General features: G+C 73.8%; 17 protein-coding genes. 7 read left to right on the plus strand and 10 right to left on the minus strand.

Going from position 1 to position 20,829, the window contains the following annotated elements:
• Positions 1 to 140 precede the first annotated feature (140 nt).
• Positions 141 to 1,457 (plus strand): hypothetical protein, encoded by a 1,317-nt coding sequence (locus B4U46_RS30990; RefSeq protein ID WP_237293187.1) that lies wholly within the window; start codon positions 141 to 143, stop codon positions 1,455 to 1,457.
• A 39-nt stretch (positions 1,458 to 1,496) separates the two neighbouring features.
• Here the strand turns inward: B4U46_RS30990 and B4U46_RS30995 are convergent, their stop codons facing one another.
• Entirely contained in the window at positions 1,497 to 3,440 is a 1,944-nt protein-coding gene (locus B4U46_RS30995; RefSeq protein ID WP_079432102.1) for a transglycosylase domain-containing protein, read from the minus strand.
• A gap of 463 nt (positions 3,441 to 3,903) precedes the next feature.
• On the opposite strand from B4U46_RS30995, the gene B4U46_RS31000 reads away from it, so the two are divergent.
• The 4 genes from B4U46_RS31000 (at position 3,904) to B4U46_RS31015 (ending at position 8,942) form a co-directional block, all read left to right on the plus strand.
• On the plus strand, positions 3,904 to 5,046 hold the full coding sequence (locus B4U46_RS31000) for an amidase domain-containing protein (protein ID WP_079430924.1): 1,143 nt from the start codon (positions 3,904 to 3,906) through the stop codon (positions 5,044 to 5,046).
• Between the two features lie 256 nt (positions 5,047 to 5,302).
• Positions 5,303 to 6,718 carry a family 2B encapsulin nanocompartment shell protein gene (locus B4U46_RS31005; protein ID WP_079430925.1) on the plus strand — a complete coding sequence of 472 codons (1,416 nt, stop codon included), beginning with the start codon at positions 5,303 to 5,305 and terminating at the stop codon, positions 6,716 to 6,718.
• 98 nt (positions 6,719 to 6,816) lie between these two features.
• Positions 6,817 to 8,055 (plus strand): family 2 encapsulin nanocompartment cargo protein terpene cyclase, encoded by a 1,239-nt coding sequence (locus B4U46_RS31010; RefSeq protein ID WP_079430926.1) that lies wholly within the window; start codon positions 6,817 to 6,819, stop codon positions 8,053 to 8,055.
• Between the two features lie 17 nt (positions 8,056 to 8,072).
• The gene (locus tag B4U46_RS31015; RefSeq protein ID WP_079430927.1) at positions 8,073 to 8,942 is read left to right on the plus strand and encodes a geranyl diphosphate 2-C-methyltransferase; all 870 of its coding nucleotides are present in this window, start codon (positions 8,073 to 8,075) and stop codon (positions 8,940 to 8,942) included.
• 87 nt (positions 8,943 to 9,029) lie between these two features.
• On the opposite strand, the gene B4U46_RS31020 is transcribed toward B4U46_RS31015, so the two are convergent.
• The 9 genes from B4U46_RS31020 to B4U46_RS31060 form a co-directional block, all read right to left on the minus strand.
• The gene (locus tag B4U46_RS31020; protein WP_079430928.1) at positions 9,030 to 10,124 is read right to left on the minus strand and encodes a M20 family metallopeptidase; all 1,095 of its coding nucleotides are present in this window, start codon (positions 10,122 to 10,124) and stop codon (positions 9,030 to 9,032) included.
• 102 nt (positions 10,125 to 10,226) lie between these two features.
• The gene (locus B4U46_RS31025; RefSeq protein ID WP_079430929.1) at positions 10,227 to 11,531 is read right to left on the minus strand and encodes an MDR family MFS transporter; all 1,305 of its coding nucleotides are present in this window, start codon (positions 11,529 to 11,531) and stop codon (positions 10,227 to 10,229) included.
• Positions 11,531 to 12,625, minus strand: a complete 1,095-nt coding sequence (locus tag B4U46_RS31030; RefSeq protein ID WP_079430930.1) for a PLP-dependent cysteine synthase family protein — start codon at positions 12,623 to 12,625, stop codon at positions 11,531 to 11,533. The genes B4U46_RS31025 and B4U46_RS31030 overlap by 1 nt, the downstream gene beginning before the upstream one ends.
• Positions 12,626 to 12,744: 119 nt before the next feature.
• On the minus strand, positions 12,745 to 13,134 hold the full coding sequence (locus B4U46_RS31035) for a hypothetical protein (protein ID WP_079430931.1): 390 nt from the start codon (positions 13,132 to 13,134) through the stop codon (positions 12,745 to 12,747).
• A gap of 123 nt (positions 13,135 to 13,257) precedes the next feature.
• A complete protein-coding gene (locus B4U46_RS37925; RefSeq protein WP_079430932.1) occupies positions 13,258 to 13,935 on the minus strand; it encodes a hypothetical protein in 678 nt (225 codons plus the stop codon).
• An 86-nt stretch (positions 13,936 to 14,021) separates the two neighbouring features.
• Positions 14,022 to 14,552, minus strand: coding sequence for a universal stress protein (locus B4U46_RS31045; RefSeq protein ID WP_079430933.1), 531 nt, complete (start codon positions 14,550 to 14,552; stop codon positions 14,022 to 14,024).
• A 165-nt stretch (positions 14,553 to 14,717) separates the two neighbouring features.
• Positions 14,718 to 15,503, minus strand: a complete 786-nt coding sequence (locus B4U46_RS31050) for a class I SAM-dependent methyltransferase (protein ID WP_079430934.1) — start codon at positions 15,501 to 15,503, stop codon at positions 14,718 to 14,720.
• 157 nt (positions 15,504 to 15,660) lie between these two features.
• On the minus strand, positions 15,661 to 17,034 hold the full coding sequence (locus B4U46_RS31055; protein WP_079432103.1) for a sensor histidine kinase: 1,374 nt from the start codon (positions 17,032 to 17,034) through the stop codon (positions 15,661 to 15,663).
• A gap of 67 nt (positions 17,035 to 17,101) precedes the next feature.
• Entirely contained in the window at positions 17,102 to 17,779 is a 678-nt protein-coding gene (locus B4U46_RS31060; protein ID WP_079430935.1) for a response regulator transcription factor, read from the minus strand.
• 137 nt (positions 17,780 to 17,916) lie between these two features.
• Here B4U46_RS31060 and B4U46_RS31065 point away from each other — a divergent pair, with 137 nt between their 5' ends.
• Entirely contained in the window at positions 17,917 to 18,525 is a 609-nt protein-coding gene (locus B4U46_RS31065; RefSeq protein ID WP_079430936.1) for a hypothetical protein, read from the plus strand.
• A gap of 193 nt (positions 18,526 to 18,718) precedes the next feature.
• Complete coding sequence (locus tag B4U46_RS31070) at positions 18,719 to 20,824, plus strand: SpoIIE family protein phosphatase (protein WP_079430937.1); 2,106 nt, start codon at positions 18,719 to 18,721, stop codon at positions 20,822 to 20,824.
• The last annotated feature ends 5 nt before the right edge of the window (positions 20,825 to 20,829 follow it).

The following is a 20,829-nucleotide window of genomic DNA, read 5'->3' on the forward strand; positions in this document are numbered from 1 at the left end:
CGGCGGACGCACTGTGAGATGGCTGTGAAGCGACGGGCCAGGGGGGTCCGGCGTGCGGGAAGAGTGCCGACAAGTTCTATATTCGTACGAACCATCCACGCGCGGCGGCCCGGCTGCGGTGATCAGGGGGGACGACAGGCATGGCGGACACCGACACCGTTCCGGGCACCCGGACGGGGTCCCGGAGCGCGCGCAAGCTCCAGCGCAAGGCACGCAGCCGCAAGCGCCTGGGCATAGCCGTGGCCGTCCTCGCCCTCGGCGGGGCGGCCGCCACGGCGTACGCGTTCACCCTCGGCGGCGCCCCCGCCCAGGGCGAGGCCAAGCTCGCCGCAGCGGAGAGCGCCGCCGAGGCGGCCGCCGCGGCGAAGGGCGCCGAGCAGCCCTGGGACGGCAAGGTCAAGGTGCTGGGCGACGGCTCCACCTCCTACACCGGGCCCCAGCCGGGACAGCTCAAGCCGGAGAAGCTCAAGCCCGGCGAGAAGCCGCCGCAGTTCGTGGTCTTCTCCTGGGACGGCGCCCTGGAGGGCGACGACCACCTCTTCTCGCACTTCCGTCAGGTGGCCAAGGAGAGCAACGCCCACATGACGTTCTTCCTCACGGGCATCTACCTCCTGCCCGACTCGAAGAAGATGCTCTACCGCCCCCCGCAGCACCCGCAGGGCTCATCCGCCATCTCCTACCCGACCGTGCCGCACGTGAAGTCCACCCTCGCGCAGCTGCGCGGCGCCTGGGCCGACGGCGACGAGATCGGATCCCACTTCAACGGGCACTTCTGCGGCCCCAAGGGCGGCGGGGACTGGAGCCCCGAGGAGTGGAAGAGCGAGATCGACCAGACGTACGCGTTCGTCAAGAACTGGAAGACCAACACCGGCTTCACCAATGAGGCCCCCCTGCCGTTCGACCCGGACCGCGAGGTCGTCGGCGGCCGCGCACCCTGCCTGGAGGGCCAGAAGAACCTGCTGACGGCGATCAAGCCGTACGGCTGGCGCTACGACGCGAGCTCTTCCGGCGACTTCCAGCTGTGGCCGTCCAAGCAGAGCGGCATCTGGAACTTCCCCCTCCAGCTCGTCCCCCTCCAGGGCAAGGAGCTGCAGGTCCTCTCCATGGACTTCAACTTCCTCTACAACCAGTCCGGCGACAGCACCAAGGGCGACCCGGCGAAGTACCGGGGCTGGGAAGCGCAGACCCGCTCCTCGTACCTGAACGGCTTCAACCGCGTCTACAACGGCAGCCGGGCCCCCATGTTCATCGGAAACCACTTCGAGGACTGGAACGGCGGCATCTACATGCAGGCCGTCGAGGACGTGATGCGGGACGTCTGCCCGCGCCAGGACGTGCGCTGCGTGTCCTTCAAGGAGCTGTCGGACTGGCTCGACGCCCAGGACCCCAAGGTCCTGGCCCAGCTGCGCATGCTCGATCCCGCGCAGGCGCCCGACTGGAACACGCTGGTCAAGTAGGCCCGCCGGGGCCGTTCCCGGCCCCGGCCCCGCCGCGGTCTACTTGACCGCCTTGATGTAGTCCGTCCACAGCCGCACCGCCCGGTCGCTGCCCGGCGTGCCCGGCGCGTCCCCGGCCAGCCCCGTCAGCGGCAGCGCGATCAGGTCCGTCAGCGCCATCCGGTAGACGACCACCGCCGTGGACTCCTGCGCGGTGTTCGCCACGAACCAGCCCGCCGTGTTCGCGGCGGTCGTCCCCGTCTTGCCGGCGGCACCCGGCTGCGCCTTGGCCGCCGCCTTCGCCGCCCCCTCGGTGACCGAGCTGCGCAGGGCCTCCGTCACCGACCGGGCCGTCTTCGCCGACATCGCCCGGACCGGCTTCGGCGCCTCCAGGGGCACCGCCGCCCCGTTGCGGGTGGCCGAGCGCACCGAGTACGGGTCGGTGTGCATGCCGTCGGCCGCGAAGGTCGCGTAGGCGCCGGCCATGCGGATCGCGCTGGGCTTGGAGTTCTCCCCGAGCGAGAACGTCGGGATCCGCGTCCCGAGGCTCGACGGCAGCAGACCGGCGCGCTCCGCGAACGACTCCACCCGGTCCAGCCCCACGTCGAGCCCGAGCTGGAGCATCGGGGTGTTCACCGAGTTCGCCACGGCCTGCTGGAGGGTCACCTGCCCCCAGCTCTTGTTCCCGTCGTTGTGGCCCTTGACCACCTTGCCGCTGCGGTCCCAGTACGGCCCCTCCGGCGTCTGCACGGTCACCTGGTCGTTGCCGTCGTACACCGTGGAGGGGGAGACGGGCGTGCGGTCCTTGCCGCGGGTGCGCACCACCCCCTCCTCCAGCGCCGCCGCGTACACCAGCGGCGTGAACGCCGTCCCGACCGGGATCGTCGTCGAGTTCGCCTGGTTGAACCCCTGCTTGAGGTAGTCGGGCCCGCCGTAGACCGCGAGCAGCCTGCCGTCCGCGGCCACGCTCGCCGCTCCGATCTTCGCGTGCGCGTCGGTCCCGGGCCGCTTCTCCGCGTCGAAGTCCTGCTGCGCCTTCTGCACGGCGTCGGTCAGCGCCGCCATCCGCGACCGGTCGAAGGTCGTGTAGATCTGGTAGCCGCCGAGGTCGAAGTCGGAGTCCTTGATGTGCCCCGCCTTGATCGCGTAGGCCTTGGCCAGTTCCACCAGGTAGCCGTTCTGCGCACCGGGCGTGCCGGCCGTGCCCGGGCCCGTGGGCTCCGGGAACGTCTTGTACGTCGCCCGCTCCGCGGGCGTGAGCGCCCCCGTCTCGACCATGCGGTCCAGGATCCAGCTCCAGCGCTCCACCGCCCGCTTGTGGTTCTCCGGGCCGAGCGTGGGGTCGTACAGGCCGGCGCCCTTGAGGAGGGAGGCGAGGAAGGCGCCCTCGCTGGCGTTGAGCTTCGAGACGTCCTTGCCGTAGTAGGCCTGGGAGGCGCGCTGGATGCCGTAGGTGCCGCGGCCGAACCAGCTGGTGTTGAGGTAGTCCTGCAGGATCTGCTTCTTGCCGGTCTGGTTGTCCAGCTTCAGGGCCAGCAGGATCTCGGTGAACTTCCGCGAGAGGGTGCGGTCCTGGTTCAGGTAGGCGTTCTTCACGTACTGCTGGGTGATGGTGGACCCGCCCTGGGTCTCGCCGCCGGTGAGCGCGGCGCGCACGGCGCGCATGACCCCGGAGGGGGAGACCCCGGGGTCGGTGTAGAAGCTGGCGTTCTCGGCCGCGAGCACGGCCCCCTGGACCTTGGGGGGCACCTTGTCCAGGGGCATCTCCTGCCGGCTGACCCAGCCGGTCCGGGCCATGGTGGAGCCGTCGGCCCAGTAGTAGACGTTGTCCTGTTGTGTGGCGAAGGAGTTGAGGTCGTCCGGTATGTCCGTGGTGGCGTACGCGATGCCGACGAAGGCGACGAGACCCGTGAACAGGTACAGGAAGGCGCCCAGCCACTGGCGCCAGGAGGGTATCCAGCGGCGCCAGCCGCTGCGCCCGGGCCTCGGGTACGCCGGCCGCATCCGCCGCAGCAGCGGGCGCACCCGGGCGGCGGCGGGACCGAGCACCCGCTCCAGAACCGGCGCGAGCGCCCGCAGCCGGCCCGCCCCCGCGCGGGGGCGACGGCGCGCCCCCGGCCCGCTCCTGCGGCCCGGGGAGGCCGCCGTGCCGGCGTCCGAGGACGCGCGTCTGCCCCGAGACCGGCCCCTTCCGCCCGTATCGTGCCTGGCCACTGCGGATGCTCCCTCTTCCGTGCTTTCCCGGACACCCTAGATGCATTTGCTGTGAGCCGTTCCAGGGGTCCACGGCCGGCGCCCCCCGCCGCCGGGGGCCCCTCCGCATGCAGAAGCGGAGTCGGACGGCTGCGCCCGCGGGCGGCTCCTACAGGGCATCCGGTGACAAACCGGAACGCGGAGAATCGCTCGGCTAGTTGTGCGAAAATTCCGTCCTCCCGGTCCGTGTGGACCGGGTGACAAGGGGAAAACAGTGATACCTAAGAGGTTCAGGCCCGCCGCCATCGCGGCCCTGACCGTGGCCCTGGCGTCCGGGGGGTTCTTCGCCTACTCGGCGAACGCCGTCTCCGGCCCCGTAGCGGCCGACCAGGCCACCACCGATGCCTTCGGGCGCCTCGCGGACGACGTGCTCTCGCAGCGCACCCAGGCACTGGTCGACGGCCAGACCGTGCGCCACGGCCACGGCCAGGGGGGCAAGAAGAAGGCCCGCATGTCGGACGGGCTGAAGAAGGAACAGGACGCGGCGATCCAGTCGCTGCGCGACCGCAAGACGCGGCTGGCCCAGCTGGGCGAGGTCTACAGCGGCGCCGACACGAAGGTGACCGTCGACCGCGCCACGGTGACCGGGGGCAAGGCGACCGTCCAGGTCACCGAGCAGACCACGCTCACCTACAAGAAGGTGCAGGGGGACGAACCCTCCACCACCGACTTCAAGACGCGCTACGAGCTCAGCCTCACCGGCAAGAAGGGCGGTGACTGGGAGCTCCAGACGATCAAGTCCCAGGAGGACGGCCCCGTCGCGGTCAACGAGCCCGTCGCCGCCAAGGCGGCCGTCGTCACGGACGACGGCAACCAGTACCCGGACGGCACGCCCGCGTCCACCAAGTACCCGGCGACGGCCAAGCCCAAGACGCTGACCGGCGGAGCGTACGACTACGCGGCCATGGCGCAGTACGCCGAGAAGTACTGGAGCAACTACAACCCGGCGTACCGCAAGTTCAGCGGCAACGGCGGCGACTGCACCAACTTCATCAGCCAGGCGCTGAAGGCGGGCGGATGGAAGCCGGTACCGGGCACCTCCACGGACTACCGCAACTGGTGGTACGACGGCACCCGCCAGTCCGACTCGTGGGTCGGCGCCAACGAATGGGCCTGGTTCACGCTGTCCAACCAGCGGGCCGCCAACCTGGCCAACGTCTACCAGCTGGACGTCGGCGACATCCTGCAGGCGGACTTCAACCGGGACGGGTCCAAGGACCACTCCATGATGGTGACGTACCGCAGCAAGGCCGGCATGCCTTACCTGACGTACCACTCCACCAACACCTACCGGAAGTCGCTCGCGAGCATCCTGGCGTCCTACCCGAACGCCGTGTACTACGCGTACCGCACCTGACGGACGGCCCTTCCGGGCGCCCCTCGGCCCCTTCCTCCGCGCAACCACCGCGGCGGGAGGGGCCTTTTTGCGTCCGCGGCCGAAATGCCTCCGGCCGGCGCCGCAAACATCCCGCCGAGAAAGATCACTGCATCGAGGTAACGCCCACGGAGTTTCAAGGTCCAATGGGCCGATCGGCCGTTACTGTTCCTCAGGATCTGGACGGATTCCCGGATATTCATCCTCTTTTTCCGGTTTACGAAGGAGAGCTCGTCCGATGACCATTGACACCAGCCCCGAAGCGCAGCTGCAGGAACCTCCCCAGCAGCAGAGCCTCAGCACGGCCGCCGCCCGCAACCTTGCCACCACCACCAAGTCCGCCCCGCAGATGCAGGAGATCACCTCCCGGTGGCTGCTGCGGATGCTCCCCTGGGTGGAGACCAAGGGCGGCACCTACCGGGTCAACCGCCGCCTGAGCTACACCGTCGGCGACGGCACCATCGAGTTCGTCCAGGACGGCGCCAGCGTCCGCGTGATCCCCCAGGAGCTCGGCGAACTCGCCCTGCTGCGCGGCTTCGACGACGTCCAGGTCCTGACCGCCATCGCCGACCGCTGCGTCCAGCGCGACTTCCGGGCCGGCGAGGTCCTCGTCGAACGCGGCACCCCCGCCGACCAGATCCACCTCATCGCCCACGGCCGCATCAGCCAGACCTCCGTCGGCAAGTACGGCGACGAGGTGGCCGTGGCCGTACTCGCCGACGGCGAGCGCTTCGGCGAGAACGCCCTCCTCGACGCCGACGCCACCTGGGACTACACCGCCACCGCCGACACCCCCGGCACCCTGCTCACGCTCTCCCGCGCGGAGTTCGCCGCCGTCCTGGCCCAGGCGCCCCACCTCCAGGAACACATCCGGAAGTTCAGCTCCCTCCCGCTCCAGCGGCAGAACCGTCACGGCGAGGCCGAGATCGCGATGTCGGCCGGCCACACCGGCGAGGCCGAACTCCCCGGCGCCTTCGTGGACTACGAGCTCAACCCCCGCGAGTACGAGCTCTCCGTCGCGCAGACCGTCCTGCGCGTCCACACCAGGGTCGCGGACCTCTACAACGGGCCGCACAACCAGACCGAGGAACAGCTCAGGCTCACCATCGAGGCGCTGCGCGAGCGCCAGGAGCACGAGCTGATCAACAACCGGGAGTTCGGCCTGCTCCACAACGCCGACTTCAAGCAGCGGATCCAGACCCACTCCGGCCCGCCCACCCCGGACGACCTCGACGAGCTCCTGTGCCGCCGGCGCGGCACCCGCTTCCTGTTCGCGCACCCGAAGACGATCGCGGCGATCGGGCGCGAGTTCAACGCGCGCGGGCTCTACCCGGACCACGTCGACCTCGGCGGACAGCAGGTGCCGGCCTGGCGCGGGGTCCCGATCCTGCCCTGCAACAAGATCCCCATCACCAAGGAGAACACCAGCTCCATCCTGGCCATGCGCCCCGGCGAGGACAACCAGGGCGTCATCGGCCTGCGCCAGACCGGCCTGCCGGAGGAGTACGAGCCGGGCCTGTCCGTGCGCTTCATGGGCATCGACGAGCGGTCGATCATCTCCTACCTGGTCTCCACCTACTACTCCGCCGCCATCCTCGTGCCCGACGCGCTCGGCGTGCTGGAGAACGTGCAGATCGCCCGCAGGCGCGACTGACGGACCCGCCGCCGGCCACACGGCCCGGACCCTCCCGCGGCCGACCGAGCACGCCCGGGAGCCCGGGCCGGCCCACCCACCTCACCAAGGAGCCACGGATGCCCGATCCCGGGCCTTCCCCCCTGCAGTCGGTCCTGCCCTCCCGGCCGGTGCTGCCCTTCGGAACCGCCGCGCCGGTGGCCGAGGCCCCGGCCGTGCACCCGCCGGAACCCGCCGGGCCCGCGCACTCGGCGGCCGCCCTGGAACGGGTCCTGCGCGGCCCGAGCGGCCTGGGCACGGTCAGCCTGCACTGGACCCGGACCGAGGAAACCCCGGCCGCCGCCGAAACCCCGGCCGCCGCCGAGCCCCCGGCGCCGGCGGCCAGCCGGCCGATCCCCGGCCTCTACCACCACCCGGTACCCGAACCCGACCCCGTCCGCGTGGCGGAGCTCAGCCGGCGGATCAAGGCGTGGGCCGTGGACGAGGTGCAGGCGTTCCCCCCGGAATGGGAGGACCAGTTCGACGGCTTCTCCGTGAGCCGCTACATGGTCGCCTGCCACCCGGACGCGCCCACCGTCGACCACCTGATGCTCGCCGCCCGGCTGATGGTCGCCGAGAACGTGGTCGACGACTCCTACTGCGAGGACGGCGCCACCCCACCCGACGTCGGCGGCCGGCTGCTCCTGGCGCACACCGCCCTCGACCCGGTCCACACGACGCAGGAGTACCAGCCGGCGTGGGAGGAGTCCCTTTCCTCGGACGCCGCCCGCCGCTCCTACCGGTCGGCGATGGCGTACTTCACCCAGCTCGCCACCCCTGCCCAGTCGGACCGCTACCGGCACGACATGTCCCGGCTGCACATGGGGTACCTCGCCGAGGCGGCGTGGGACGCGACCGAGTACGTCCCGGAGGTGTGGGAGTACCTGGCGATGCGCCAGTTCAACAACTTCCGCCCCTGCCCCACGATCACCGACACCGTCGGCGGCTACGAACTCCCGGCGGAGCTCCACGCGCTGCCCGCCATGCAGCGGGTGATCGCGCTCGCCAGCAACGCCACCACCCTCGCCAACGACCTCTACTCGTACATGAAGGAACTCAAGAGCCCCGGCAAGCACCTGAACCTGCCGGTGGTCATCGCCGAGAAGGAGGGCCTCTCCGACAAGGAGGCCTACCTGAAGGCGGTCGAGGTCCACAACGACCTCATGCACGAGTTCGAGGCCGAGGCCGCCGCGCTCGCCGCGGCCTGCCCCGACCCGCGCGTGGCCCGCTTCCTGAAGGGCGTGGCCGCCTGGGTCGACGGCAACCACTACTGGCATGCCTCCAACACCTACCGATACACCCTGCCCGATTTCTGGTAAACGAGGGGACCTATTCCATGACCAGCACCGTCAGCACCAGCCCGTTCATCCCCGCACCCGCGACGCCCTACCAGGGCGACATCGCCCGCTACTGGAACGAGGAGGCCAGGCCCGTGAACCTGCGCCTCGGCGACGTCGACGGCCTTTACCACCACCACTACGGCATCGGCGCCGTCGACCACGCGGCCCTCGGGGACACCGAGGACAGCGAGTACGAGAAGAAGCTGGTGGCCGAACTGCACCGGCTGGAGTCGGCGCAGGCCGAACTCCTCCTGGACCACCTCGGCGCCATCGGCCGCGACGACATGCTCGTGGACGCCGGCTGCGGCCGCGGCGGCTCCATGGTGATGGCCCACCAGCGCTTCGGCTGCAAGGTCGAGGGCGTCACGCTCTCCGCCAAGCAGGCCGACTTCGGCAACAACCGCGCCCGTGAGCTGGGCATTGAGGAATCGGTTCACTCCCGGGTCTGCAACATGCTCGACATGCCCTTCGAGACCGGTCAGGCCGCCGGTTCCTGGAACAACGAGTCCAGCATGTACGTCGACCTGCACGACCTGATGGCCGAGCACTCCCGCGTCCTCGCCGTGGGCGGACGCTACGTCACCATCACCGGCTGCTGGAACCCCCGCTACGGCCAGCCCTCGAAGTGGGTCTCCCAGATCAACGCCCACTTCGAGTGCAACATCCACTCCCGCCGCGAGTACCTGCGCGCCATGGCCGACAACCGCCTCGTCCCCCAGGCCGTGATCGACCTGACCCCGGACACCCTCCCCTACTGGGAGCTGCGGGCCACGTCCTCGCTGGTCACCGGGATCGAGGAGGCGTTCATCGAGTCCTACCGGGACGGGTCCTTCCAGTACGTCCTGATCGCCGCCGACCGCGTCTGACCCGCCGGCGGCCGCCGACAGCCGACCGCCGGCCGCCGCACACGGACGCCGGGCCCGTCACGACGGGCCCGGCGTCCGCCTGCCGGTTCAGCTGTCCTGGAGCGTGGCCACCAGACCCGCGACGAGGTGCGCCCGCTCGGCCATGGAGCCGATCAGCAGGTACTCGTGATCGGCGTGGGCACCGCCGCCGACCGCGCCCAGACCGTCCAGCGTCGCAACCCCCAGCGCCGCCGTGAAGTTGCCGTCGCTGCCGCCGCCCACCGCCCGGCCCTCGATGCCGGGCAGCAGCCGCTGCGCCACGGCGAAGAGCCCGGCCGCCGCCGACTCGGGCATCGGCGGGCGGGTGATCGACCCCTCCACCGTGATCCGCGCCCCCGGCAGGTGCGGAGCCAGGCCCGCGAAGGCGGACTCCACGCGCTCGCGCTCCTCGGCCGACTCCACGCGGACGTCCACCACGACCGTGGCCTCCGCGGGGACGACGTTCTCCAGGGTGCCCGCGGCCGCGACCGTCGGGGTGACGGTGGTACCGGCTTCGGGGCGGCCGAACGCCGTGATGTCCAGCACCTGGTGGGCCGCCTCGACCAGGGCGTTGATCCCGGCCGCGGGCTCCAGCCCGGCGTGGGAGGCCCGGCCGGCGATGGACACCTGGAAGGCGCCGCAGCCCTTGCGCCCGGTCTTCAGGCCCCCGCCGTCGGCGGCGCCCTCCAGTACCAGGACGGCGCCGCAGGCCAGGGCGCGCTCCTCCAGGAGGGCCCGGGAGGAGCGGGAGCCGACCTCCTCGTCGGCGGTCATCAGGATCTCTACGCCCGACCGGTCGGCGAGGGTCGCCAGCCCGTGGACCGCCTGCACGATGCCGCCCAGCATGTCGAACACCCCGGGGCCCGTCACCCGGCCATCGGCGACCGTGAACGGGCGCCGCTCCAGGGTGCCCAGCGGGAACACCGTGTCGTGGTGTCCGAGGAGCAGCACCTTCGGCTCGCCACCGCCCGACCAGTGGACGTGCGGACCGGCCTCGCTCTCGACCAGCACCGCGTGGCCGCCCAGACGGTGCTCGATGATCCCGGCCACGGCCTTCGCCGAGGCCGCGAGGGCCGCCACGTCACGGGACGGGGACTCGACCTCCACGAGCGTGCGCAGGTCCTCGATCATCGCGTCGACGCTCACCCCGGCGTCCTTCTGCATCGTCACGTCGCACAGGGTAGTACTCCGTGCGCGACGGCGGAGATCCGGTCCAGGAGCCGGACGGCGCCCCGGCGGGGGAGTCCTGCCGGGGCGCCGGAGGCCTCAGGCGGGCACGGCCTCCCGGGGCAGCGGGGCCGGCGCGGCCAGGCGGCCCGTGCGGTGCAGCCCGTACAGCGCGGCGGTGCAGCCGAGTCCGAGCGCGAACAGCGCCAGCCAGGGCAGGGCCGACATCCCCGCCGCGCGGGCCGCGTCCAGCGCCGCCCCCGTGAGCAGGTTCCCCAGCGCGATGCCCACCCCGCAGACGGTGTTGTACAGCCCGTAGTGCGTGGCGACCAGGCGGTCCCCGGAGAGGCGGACGATGGTGTCCATCTCGAAGGGGTAGGCGATCATCGTCCCCACGGCCAGCAGCAGCGCCGACAGCGCCGGCGGCACCGCCGCGAGCAGCCGCGTCCCCGTCACCGACTCCGGCGCCGGCAGCGCCGTGGCGGCCAGCAGCGGCAGGAAGGCCGCGCCCATGGCGAACAGCCCCCAGGCCAGGGCCCGTCCCGGCTCCATCCTGGCCTTGCACCAGGCGGTGACCCGGGTCTGGAAGAGGATCGTGCTCAGGCCGGAGACGGCGAACAGCACCGCCACCGCCGCGGAGGCGAACCGGCCCTCGCCGCCGATCCGGCGGACCTCCAGCGGCAGTGCCATGTACACCTGGAAGGTCATCACGTACGAGCCGATCATCGCCACCGAGAACAGCAGGAACGGCCGGTTGCGCAGGATCCCGCGCCACTGCGCCAGCACCCCTTCCCGCTGTTCCGGGGCGCGTTGCGCCGGGGAGACCTCGCCGCGCCGCTGCGGCAGGGCCCGGATCTGCACCAGGCTCAGCACCGCGAAGATCCCGGCGGCCACCAGGCAGGTGACGCGGAAGTCCACGCCCGTCAGCACCATGCCGACCAGGGGGCCCAGCAGGATCCCGGCCTGGTAGAAGACGTTGAACAGGGCGAAGGCCTCGACCCGGCGCTCGCCCGCGTCGGCCGCCAGGTAGGCGCGGCTGGCCGGGTTGAACAGGGCCCCGGCCAGGCCCGTCGCGGCGGAGGCGGCGACCAGCGCGGGCACAGAGTCCACCAGGCCGAGCGTGGCGAACCCGGCGACGCGCAGCACCAGCCCCGCGACGATCATCGGCTTGTAGCCGAGCCGGTCGGCGAGGGTGCCCCCGACGAGGAACATGCCCTGCTGGCTGAAGTTGCGGACGCCGAGGATCAGCCCGACCGTCCAGCCCGCCAGCCCGAGCGGCCCGGCCAGATGGGTGGCCAGGTAGGGCATGAGCATGTAGAAGCCGAGGTTGATGGTGAACTGGTTCACCATCAGCAGCCGGACGCTGCGCTCGTACGTGCGGACCTGTGCGAGGGTGCCCTTCATCAGGCCGACACCTCCGCCGCGGCCAGGGTGAGCGGGTCGACCACGGAGGTGCAGCGGGTCCACCGCGTGACCTCCTTCTCGTCCAGCCGTCCGATCCTGTCGGGCTCCGGCGCCGGCGGGGAGTCGAGCAGGCCGTGGGCGGCGCAGTAGTCGTCGTCGTAGACGGTGCCGAGGTAGCGCTGGGGCCCGTCGGGGAAGACGGCCGCGATCCGGGCCTCCGGGGGGAGGGTGCGGGCCAGCCATCCGGCGACCAGGGCGACCGCGCCGACGCTCCAGCCGCCGGTGGCGTAGTGGGAGGAGGCCAGCTCGCGGCAGGTCCACACGGCCTCTCCCGGGGCGACCCAGTGGACCTCGGAGAACTGCTCGTAGGCCACGTTGCGGGGGTAGATGCTGGAGCCCAGGCCGCGCATCAGCCGGGTGCGGGCGGGCTGGCCGAAGATGGTGGAGCCGACGGTGTCCACGCCCACCACCTTCAGGTCCGGGTAGAGCTGCCGCAGGGCGCGCGAGACGCCCGCCGAGTGGCCGCCGGTGCCGACGCTGCACACCAGGACGTCGATGTGGCCGAGTTCGGTGGCCAGTTCGAGGGCGAGCGGGGTGTAGGCGGTGGTGTTGTCCGGGTTGTTGTACTGGTCCGGGCACCAGGAGCCGGGGTGCTGCCCCAGCAGTTCGGTGACCCGGTCCCGGCGCGCCTGCTGCCAGCCGCCGGCCGGGTGGGGTTCGCAGACGACGTCGACCCGGGCCCCGTACGCGGTCAGCAGCCGGGTCATGGACGGCTCCAGGCCGGGGTCGGTGACCAGGGTGACGGGGTGTCCGTAGACCATGCCCGCCAGGGCCAGGCCGAGGCCCAGGGTGCCGCTGGTGGACTCGATGATGCGGGCTCCCGGCTCCAGGTCCCCCCGGGCGCGGGCACGTTCGACCATGTGCAGGCCGGGGCGGTCTTTGATGCCGCCGGGATTGAAGCCCTCCAGCTTCGCCCAGAAGCCGCGCCCCGCCGGGGACAGGGGCTCGGAGACGCGCAGCAGGGGGGTGTTGCCGACCAGCCCGGAGAGGGTGGTGCGGACGGGAGGAGTGACGTCGGTGGCCGAAGAATGCATGGTTCCGCTCTCGTGTGATGGGTGCGTCGGAGATAGCTCTCGGGAAGAGTCGTGCCGTGGCAGGGCGGGGTTCCCCGTGGGGCGTGCGCAGCCTCGGTGAACGGGCTCACGGGAGCGGTCTAGAGCCGCCATCGGCAGACGGCGGTCAGCGTGGAACGTCCGCAGCGGGCCCGGGCGGGACCCGCGGCGCCGGCGGTCACGGGCCCCGGGGCCGCCTGGTACCGGGCCCGGCCGACGGGCAGGGGGGTGCCGGAGCGGGTGGAAGGGGCCGGGTCGGAGGGGGAGCGGCCGAAGCCGTGGGCCGGGTCGGGGTGCCGGTGTCCTTCAGCGCCCGTGGGTCCGGGCTGGAGCACGGTTTGAGCGGCTGACGAGCCGTCCGCGACGTGCGGGTGCGTCAGGGAGGCGCAGGAGAGGGAGGCGAAGAGCAGGGCGCCGAGCAGGCTGACGAGCAGCGCCCCGAACCCGGTCGTACCGGGGCGAGCCGGGCGGGTGGGGGGATGGGCGGGCACAGTTCCTCCGTGCGGCGGGCGCCCCTCGGCCCGGGAGGGGCGGGAGCGGCGGCGGGATCGCGGGGGGACGGCACCCGGGCGGCACGGCTGGGCGTGCGGGGGTGCCGGCGGCGTGATCCCGGCCTATACGCGCAGGACGGCGGAGCTTCCCGTGAGCGGCGGGACGGTGCCGGCGGCGCTCGCGCCCGCGCGGGCCGCCTCGGGGCCGCGGGGTACGTCCGCCGGGGCGCAGTGCGCGACGGGGGACGCCGGGGCGGGCGGGGCGTCGACGGCGTGGCCGGCCCGTGGCGGCAGGGGCGCGCACTCGTGCACCGGGTGCGCGGGGTCGTGCCGCCCGGCGGCGGTCCCGGCCGGGGCGGAGGCCCCTGCGGGGTCCGCGGTGCCGGCCTGCGTCACGACGCCGACGGTGGCGGGGGCCGCAGGCGTGTCGCCCGACGTGTCCGTGGCGTCCGCACGCGGGGCGATGCCGCCGGTGGCGGTGGCGGTGGCGGTGGCGGTGGCGGTGGCGGTGGCGGTGGCGTCGGCGTCGGCCGGAGGCGTGGCGTCGGCCCGTGGTGTGCGGGTCCGGGGTGTGGTGTCGGTGCGGGAAGTGGTGCGCGCCGCACGTGCGGTGGTGGTCCGGGCTGTGGCGGCCGGGGCCGTGTCCGTGGTCCGGGCGGTGGAGTGGTCGGTCGTGCTGTGGGAGCCGCCCGTGCCGTGGGCGCAGACCAGGGCCAGGAGCAGCAGGGCCAGCCCGAGCAGCTGCGACAGGCCCGCCGACGAGCGGGCCCGCGGAGTGCGGGGGGACCGGGCTGTGACCACGGCGTGATCCTAGCGTTTCCCCCGCGTGATGACCGGGCGCGAATCGGACAATCGCCCGCCGGCTTCCGGTGCGGCCGGCCCCGGGGTCAGGGCCGCGGTTCCCGTGCGTCCAGCTCCCGTGCGTCCAGCGGGATCCTCCAGGCGTTGCGCCGCCGTACGGCGTGCAGTTCGGCCTCCAGCGGGCTCGGGGGCACCGTGAGGACGGGGCACGGCGCGTGCGCCAGGCAGTACCGGGCCACCGACGGCCGCAGGGCGCCCAGCAGCCCGCCGCGCGGTCCGGCGCCGACCACCAGCAGGTCCTCGCCGTCCCGTACGGCGTCGACCAGCGCGGCCCCCGGCAGGCCCCGGACCGCCTGCCCGGCCAGGGTGACGCCCGGTCCGCCCGCTCCGAAGGCCGCGTCCAGGGCCTCCCGCAGCCGCTCGACCGCCGCCGCGCGGCACTCGGGCAGGGGCGAGCACACGCAGGAGGTACGGCTGCCCAGGCCCCCGCCCGGAGCCTGCCAGGCCAGTACCGCCCACAGCTCCGCCCCCCGCAGCCGGGCCTCGACGGCGGCCCGGTGCAGGGCCGTCAGGCTCCCCGGGCTGCCGCTCACACCCGCCACCACGCGTCGCCGCACCGCCGCTCCTCCCCAGCCGCCCGCCCGCCGGGGTCCGGCGGGCCGTGTCCGGGCTCCATTCAACGGCAGGTCCGGGCCGACGGGCCGTCAGAAGCCCGTAAGGAACCGTGCCCGGGGCGTCAGGGTCCCGTCAGGAGGGCCGGGGCGCCCCGGGAAGCGTCCGGCTCAGGCGGGTTCCGGGGTCGCGCGGACCAGGACCAGCGAGCCCTCGTACGTGCTCTGCGTCCGCAGGTGGCCGTGGCGGGCGTCCCAGGCGCCGGAGGCCAGGTCGCGGCGCAGGCTCTCGTCGAAGCGCTCCCGCACCCCGTCGTCGACGAAGCTCCACGCCGAGCAGGCCTGGCGGGCGGCCGGGTCGAGGAGCATCTCGGGACGCCCGTAGTAGGCCTCGTTGAAGCCGTCGGTGCAGTCCAGCGGGACCGGCACGGTGTGGACCGTGCCGGTGCCGCCCAGGGCCGCCGCGATGTCCTCCACGCGCGGGTAGCGCCGGGCCTCGGTGTCCAGGACCTCCGGCGCGTACTCGTACAGCCAGAAGTCGCGGACCAGCGACGGGGCGCAGGTGAGCACGACCACCGGTCCCCGGGTGACCCGCCGCATCTCGCGCAGGCCCCTGGTGACGTCGCTCCACTGGTGCACGCTGAACAGGGTCATCGCCGCGTCGAACGCGCCGTCCGCGAAGGGCAGGTCCTCGGCGACGGCGTCGACGGCGCGCACCAGCCGGGCCGGCCGACGGAGGCGCATGGACCGCGAGGGCTCGACCGCGGTCACCTCGCGGGCCGCGTTCTCGTACGATCCGGCGCCGGCGCCGACGTTGAGGACCGTGCGGGCGTCGCCCAGGGCCTCGGCGATGAAGCGCGCGATACGGGTGTCGGGCCGCCGGAACGAGGAACAGCCGGAGCCGATGGCTCCGTAATCGACGTCCCCGGCGCTGCCGTCCTGAGTGCGTACATTCATGGATGCATCCTGCATCCACGAGGGCCCGTTCGTACACGGCCTTGCAGATGCTTGTGGAAACAGCCATATGGATGGCAGGTGTGGAATGGAGGATGGTCCGGTCCTGAAGCCCCGCGCGAGGGGACGCCCCGTCAGTGCGCCCCGTCGGTCCGCCCGGTCAGTGCACCCCGGCACCGGGCGGCAGCACCGGGAGGCGGAGCACCAGGCGGGCGCCGGCGGGGGAGGGCTCGGCCGTCAGCGTGCCCCCGTGATGGGCGGCCAGGTCGCGGGCGATGGCCAGCCCGAGGCCGGCGCCGCCGTGGTCGCGGCTGCGGGCGTCGTCGAGCCGGGTGAACCGTTCGAAGACCCGCTCCCGGTCGGCGGCCGGGATGCCGGGCCCGTCGTCGCACACCTCCAGGACGGCGGTCCGCGCGTCCGGCGGGCCCGAGGTGCGCAGCGCGAGCTCCACCCGCCCGGCGGCGAACCGCTGGGCGTTGTCCAGCAGGTTGGTCACCACCCGGCTCAGCCACAGCTCGCTGCCCTCCACCACGACCCCGTCCCCGGCCCGGACGCGCACGGGCACCCGGTCGCCCAGCCGCGCGTCCACCGCGTCCCGCACCAGGCCGCCCAGGTCCAGCGGGACGGACGCGGCGGGCTGGGCCGCGTCGATACGGGCGAGCAGGAGCAGGTCGGAGCAGAGCCGCTCCAGCCGGTCGGTGTCCTCCAGCGCCCCACTGATCAGCTCCGGCCACAGCTCGGGGTCCCGGACCGCCAGCGCCACCTCCAGCTGGGTGCGCAGCACGGTCAGCGGGCTGCGCAGTTCGTGCGAGGCGTCGGCGATGAACTGGCGCTGGCGGGTCCCGGAGGACTCCAGCCGGTCCAGGGTGGTGTTCATCGTCCGGGCCAGCCGGGCCACCTCGTCCCCGGTGGGCGGCACCGGGACGCGGCGGTGCAGGTCGCGGTCGCTGATCTCGGCGACCTCGGCGCGGATCGCCTCGACGGGCCGCAGCGCGCGGCCGGTGACCCGCCAGGTCACCAGAGCCACGAGCGCCAGCAGCAGCGGCCCGCCGACGACGAGCGCGGCGGTGGTGGTGTCGTCGGCGGCGTCGACGTCCCGCAGCGAGGTCCCGACGTAGACGGAGACCAGGCCGTCGGGCGTCTGCGTGGTGACCTCGACCACCCGCTGGCGGTGCTCGCCGCCGAGCGGGCGGATCCGCCAGGTGTGGAACAGCGTGCCCGGGCGCCGGGCCCCGGCGGCGGGTCCCAGCGCGGGCAGGCCGGCCAGGTTCGGGGTCGCGCGCAGCACCCGGCCGCGGGCGTTGACCACCTGGACGAAGTCGGTGCCGTGCAGGGGTGCCCGCATCCGGTCGAGGCGGCCGCCGGCCGCGAGCTGCGCGATGGCCACCGCCTGCTCCTCGGCGTCGCGCTCGGCGTTGCGCAGCATGCCGGCCCGCAGCAGCCCGAGCAGCGCGACCGAGGCCACGGCCAGGGCGACGGCCACCACGGCGACGGCGCCCGCGGTGGCCCGCGCGCGGACGGTGACGGGCCGCAGCCCGCGCAGGCGCGACCGCAGCCGGCGCGGCAGCGTCTTCAGGGAGCGGGGGCCGCGCCCCGCGACGTCAGCCACCGTCGGCCGCCAGCCGGTACCCGACGCCCCGCACGGTCTCCAGGGCGGACCGGCCGAACGGGGCGTCGATCTTCCGGCGCACCGCGCTGACGTGCACCTCGACCACGTTCGGATCGCCGTCGAAGGCGCTGTCCCACACCTGCTCCAGGATCTCCCGCTTGGGCACCACCTCGCCGGGCCGCCGGGCCAGGTACTCCAGCACCGCGAACTCCCTCGCCGTCAGCCGTATCTCCGTCTCCCCGCGCGAGCACAGGTGGCGGGCCGGGTCCAGCAGGAGGTCGCCGAGGAGCAGGGCCTGCGGGCCGCGGCGGCCCGTGCGCCGGCCCAGCGCGCGCAGCCGGGCGACCAGGACGAGGTAGGAGAACGGCTTGGAGAGGAAGTCGTCGGCGCCGGTGTCCAGGGCCTCCGCCTCGTCGTACTCGCCGTCCTTCGCGGTGAGCATCAGGATCCCGGCCTCGTTGCCGGCCGCGCGCAGCCGGGCGCACACCCGGTAGCCGTTGAGGCCGGGCAGCATGATGTCGAGCACGATCAGGTCGTAGTCGTGCTCGCAGGCCAGCCACAGCCCCTGCGGGCCGTCGTGGGCCACGTCCACCGTGAACCCCTCGGACTGCAGGCCCCGCTGCAGGGCGGCGGCCAGCCGCCGTTCGTCCTCCACCACCAGTACGCGCATGCCGACCAGGGTCTCAGGCCCGGCCGGCGGCTTGCTGAAGAGGTCTTCAGCGGGCTTCAGGTGGGCTTCAGCATCGCCTCGGCAGGCTCTGCGACGAGCCGGGTGCGGTGCCCGGCGGTCTTCCGAGGAGTCCCGCCATGTCAGAGTCCTTCCCGCAGCCCGAGCAGACCTCCGGACCGGAGCCCGAGGCCGTGGCCGGTGAGGGCCCGGCCAAGCGCAAGGGCCGCCTCGCCCGCGTGGGCCGTGTGGTGCCCCGTGGCGCGGGCGCGCGCTGGGCGGTGGCCGGGGCGGCCGCCGCGGTGATCGTGGGCGGCGGGGCCGCGGCCGTGGCGGTCGCGGGCCACCACCACGGGCACCACGAGCCGATGGCGAAGGACGGCCGCCCGGGCTGGTCCGCGCCCGACCACGAGGGCGGTCACGGCGGCGGCCACGGACCCAAGGGCGAGCGCCCCCACCCGAGGGACCCGAAGGTCCGCGACGGGGCCGCCGGCGCGCGCGGGGAGTCCGCGAAGAAGCGTGCGGGGGCTCCCGTCCCGCTGCCCGCCCTGCCCATCGACCAGGCGGCGCAGAAGGCGGCCGCGACCGTGCCCGGCGGCAAGGTCGAGGCCCTGCGGGCGGTCCCCCAGCAGGGCGGCGGCAGCGCCTGGCAGGCCGTGGTGCTGGGCCCGGACGGCGTCCGCCACGCGGTGACCCTCTCCGGCACCGACGGCACCCCCACCGCGAACACCCCGCTCGCCCAGGGCTGAGCCCCGCCGCGGCGGCCCCGCCGGGGCCCGGTAGCGGACGCCCGGGCAGGTCCCCCCCGGCCCGGGTCGTCCCGCGCCCCCGGCACGCACCGCGCGTCCCGGGGGCCGTGCCGGGTGAGGACGCGCAGAATGGAGGGGGCCTCCGCCGCGTGGGCGGGCGGCCACGGCGTGCCCCGGGCAGAGGAGGCCACTCGTGCCGTCGGACCAGCCGGGGGGCGCGCGGGCACCCGGGCCGATCCCGTCGGAGCCGGGGTCCCTGCTGGAGCACGTGCCCGTCGCCGTCCTCGGCCTCGACACGGCCGGGCGGGTCCGTTACTGGGGCCCGGGCGCGCAGGACCTCTTCGGGTACGAGGCCGGCACCGCGCTCTCCCGGCCCGCCGCGGCCCTCTTCCCCGCCCCCGCCGAGGGACCCGGCCCGGCCGAGAGACTGGTCGAGCGGGCCCTGGCGCTGGGCTACTGGCGGGTCCGGCTGCCCGTCCTGCACCGCGACGGCACCGTCCTGGACTGCGGGTTCCGCGTCTTCCCCGTGACCGGGAGCGCCGGCGGCAGCGCCGACCCCGACGGCACGGTGGTCATCGCGCTGGCCAGCAGGGGCGAGGAACTCGACCGGGTCAAGACCAACCTGGCCTTCCTCGACGCCCTCTTCGAGACCTGCCCCATCGGCCTGGTGATGCTCGACGAGGAGCTGCGCTACGTCCACCTCAACCAGGCCCTGGCCGACATGGACGGCATCCCCGTCGCCGACCACCTCGGCCGCGACACCGCCGAGATCATGATCACCGCCGACGGCGGCGAGTTCCGGCGGATGCTGCGCGCCGTGGCCGACGAGGGCCGCCCGCTGGTCGGTGTCCTGGTCCCGATGCGCACGCCCGGCCGCCCCGACGTGGACCAGGTGCGCGCCGTCAGCCTCTTCCCGCTCAGCGGGACGGCCGGCAGCCGGCCCGGCGTCGGTGGCCTGCTGGTCGACGTCACCGACCGCGAGCGGGCCCTGCTGGAGGCCACCGCCGCCCGCCGGCGCCTGGCCCTGCTGGACCGGGCCAGCGCCCGCATCGGCACCACCCTGGACGTGGACACCACCGCCCGCGAGCTGGTCGAGGCCACCATGCCCGAGTTCTGCGACGGCTCCGTGGTGGAGATGGTCGAGTGGACGTCCCCCTCCGAGGCCTTCGACCCGGACCTCCCGCTGGTCACCCGCCGGATCGCCGCCGGAACCGTCCTGCCGCCGCCCGCCCCCGAGCTGGTGTCCGCCCTGGACCGGGTGACGTACCCGCCGGGCTCCAGCATCCACCGCATGCTGAGCACCGGCCGCCCGATCCGGGTCGTCGTCGACGAGGAGTTCGCGGCCCGGACCGTCGGCGACCACGAGCGCGCCCGCCGGCTCCTCGACAGCGGCCTGGGCTGCGTGCTGATCGCCCCGCTCATCGCCCGCGGCGTCGTCCAGGGCTTCGCCGTCTTCGGCCGCTCCGCCGACCGTCCCGCCTTCACCGACCAGGACCTCGGCCTCGCCGGCGAACTCGCCTCCCGCGCCGCCCTGTGCCTGGACAACGCCCGCCTCTACAGCAGGGTCCAGGACATCTCCCTCACCCTGCAGCGCGCCCTGCTGCCCACCTCCCCGGACACGACCGCGCACGTGAGCGTCGCCCACCGCTACCTGCCGGGCAGCCGCGCCATCGAGGTCGGCGGCGACTGGTACGACGTGATCGCCCTGCCCGACGGCCGGGTGGCCCTCGTCGTCGGCGACGTCATGGGACACGGCGTGCCGGCCGCCGCCTCCATGGGCCGGCTGCGCATCACCGCCCGCGCCCTGGCCCGCCACAGCCCGGAGCCGCAGGGGCTGCTCGCCGAACTGGACGCGGCCGCCCAGGAGTCGGGCATCGAACTGGCCACCTGCCTCTACGTCGTCTACGACCCCCGCACCGGCCGTGCCCGCATCGCCAACGCCGGTCACCCGCCGCCGCTGGTGCGCCACCCCGACGGCACGGTCGAAACCCTCGGGGACGTCCTCGGCGTCCCGCTCGGGGTCGGCGGCGTCCCCTTTCGCTCCACCCGGACCGAACTGCCCGACGGGGCCGTCCTGGCCCTGTACACCGACGGCCTGGTCGAGACGCGCGGCCGGGACATCGACGCGGGCCTCGACGCCCTGCGCGCCGAACTGGCCCGGGCGGCCGGACCGCTGGAGCAGGAGGCCGACCGGATCCTGGCGGCCCTGCTGCCCGACGGGGCGACCGACGACACGGTCCTCGTCCTCGCCCGGCTCGGCCGGGCGGGCGACGAGGACAGGGAACCGTACGAGGACTGAGAGGC

Source organism: Streptomyces katrae (assembly GCF_002028425.1).
GTDB lineage: Bacteria > Actinomycetota > Actinomycetes > Streptomycetales > Streptomycetaceae > Streptomyces > Streptomyces katrae_A.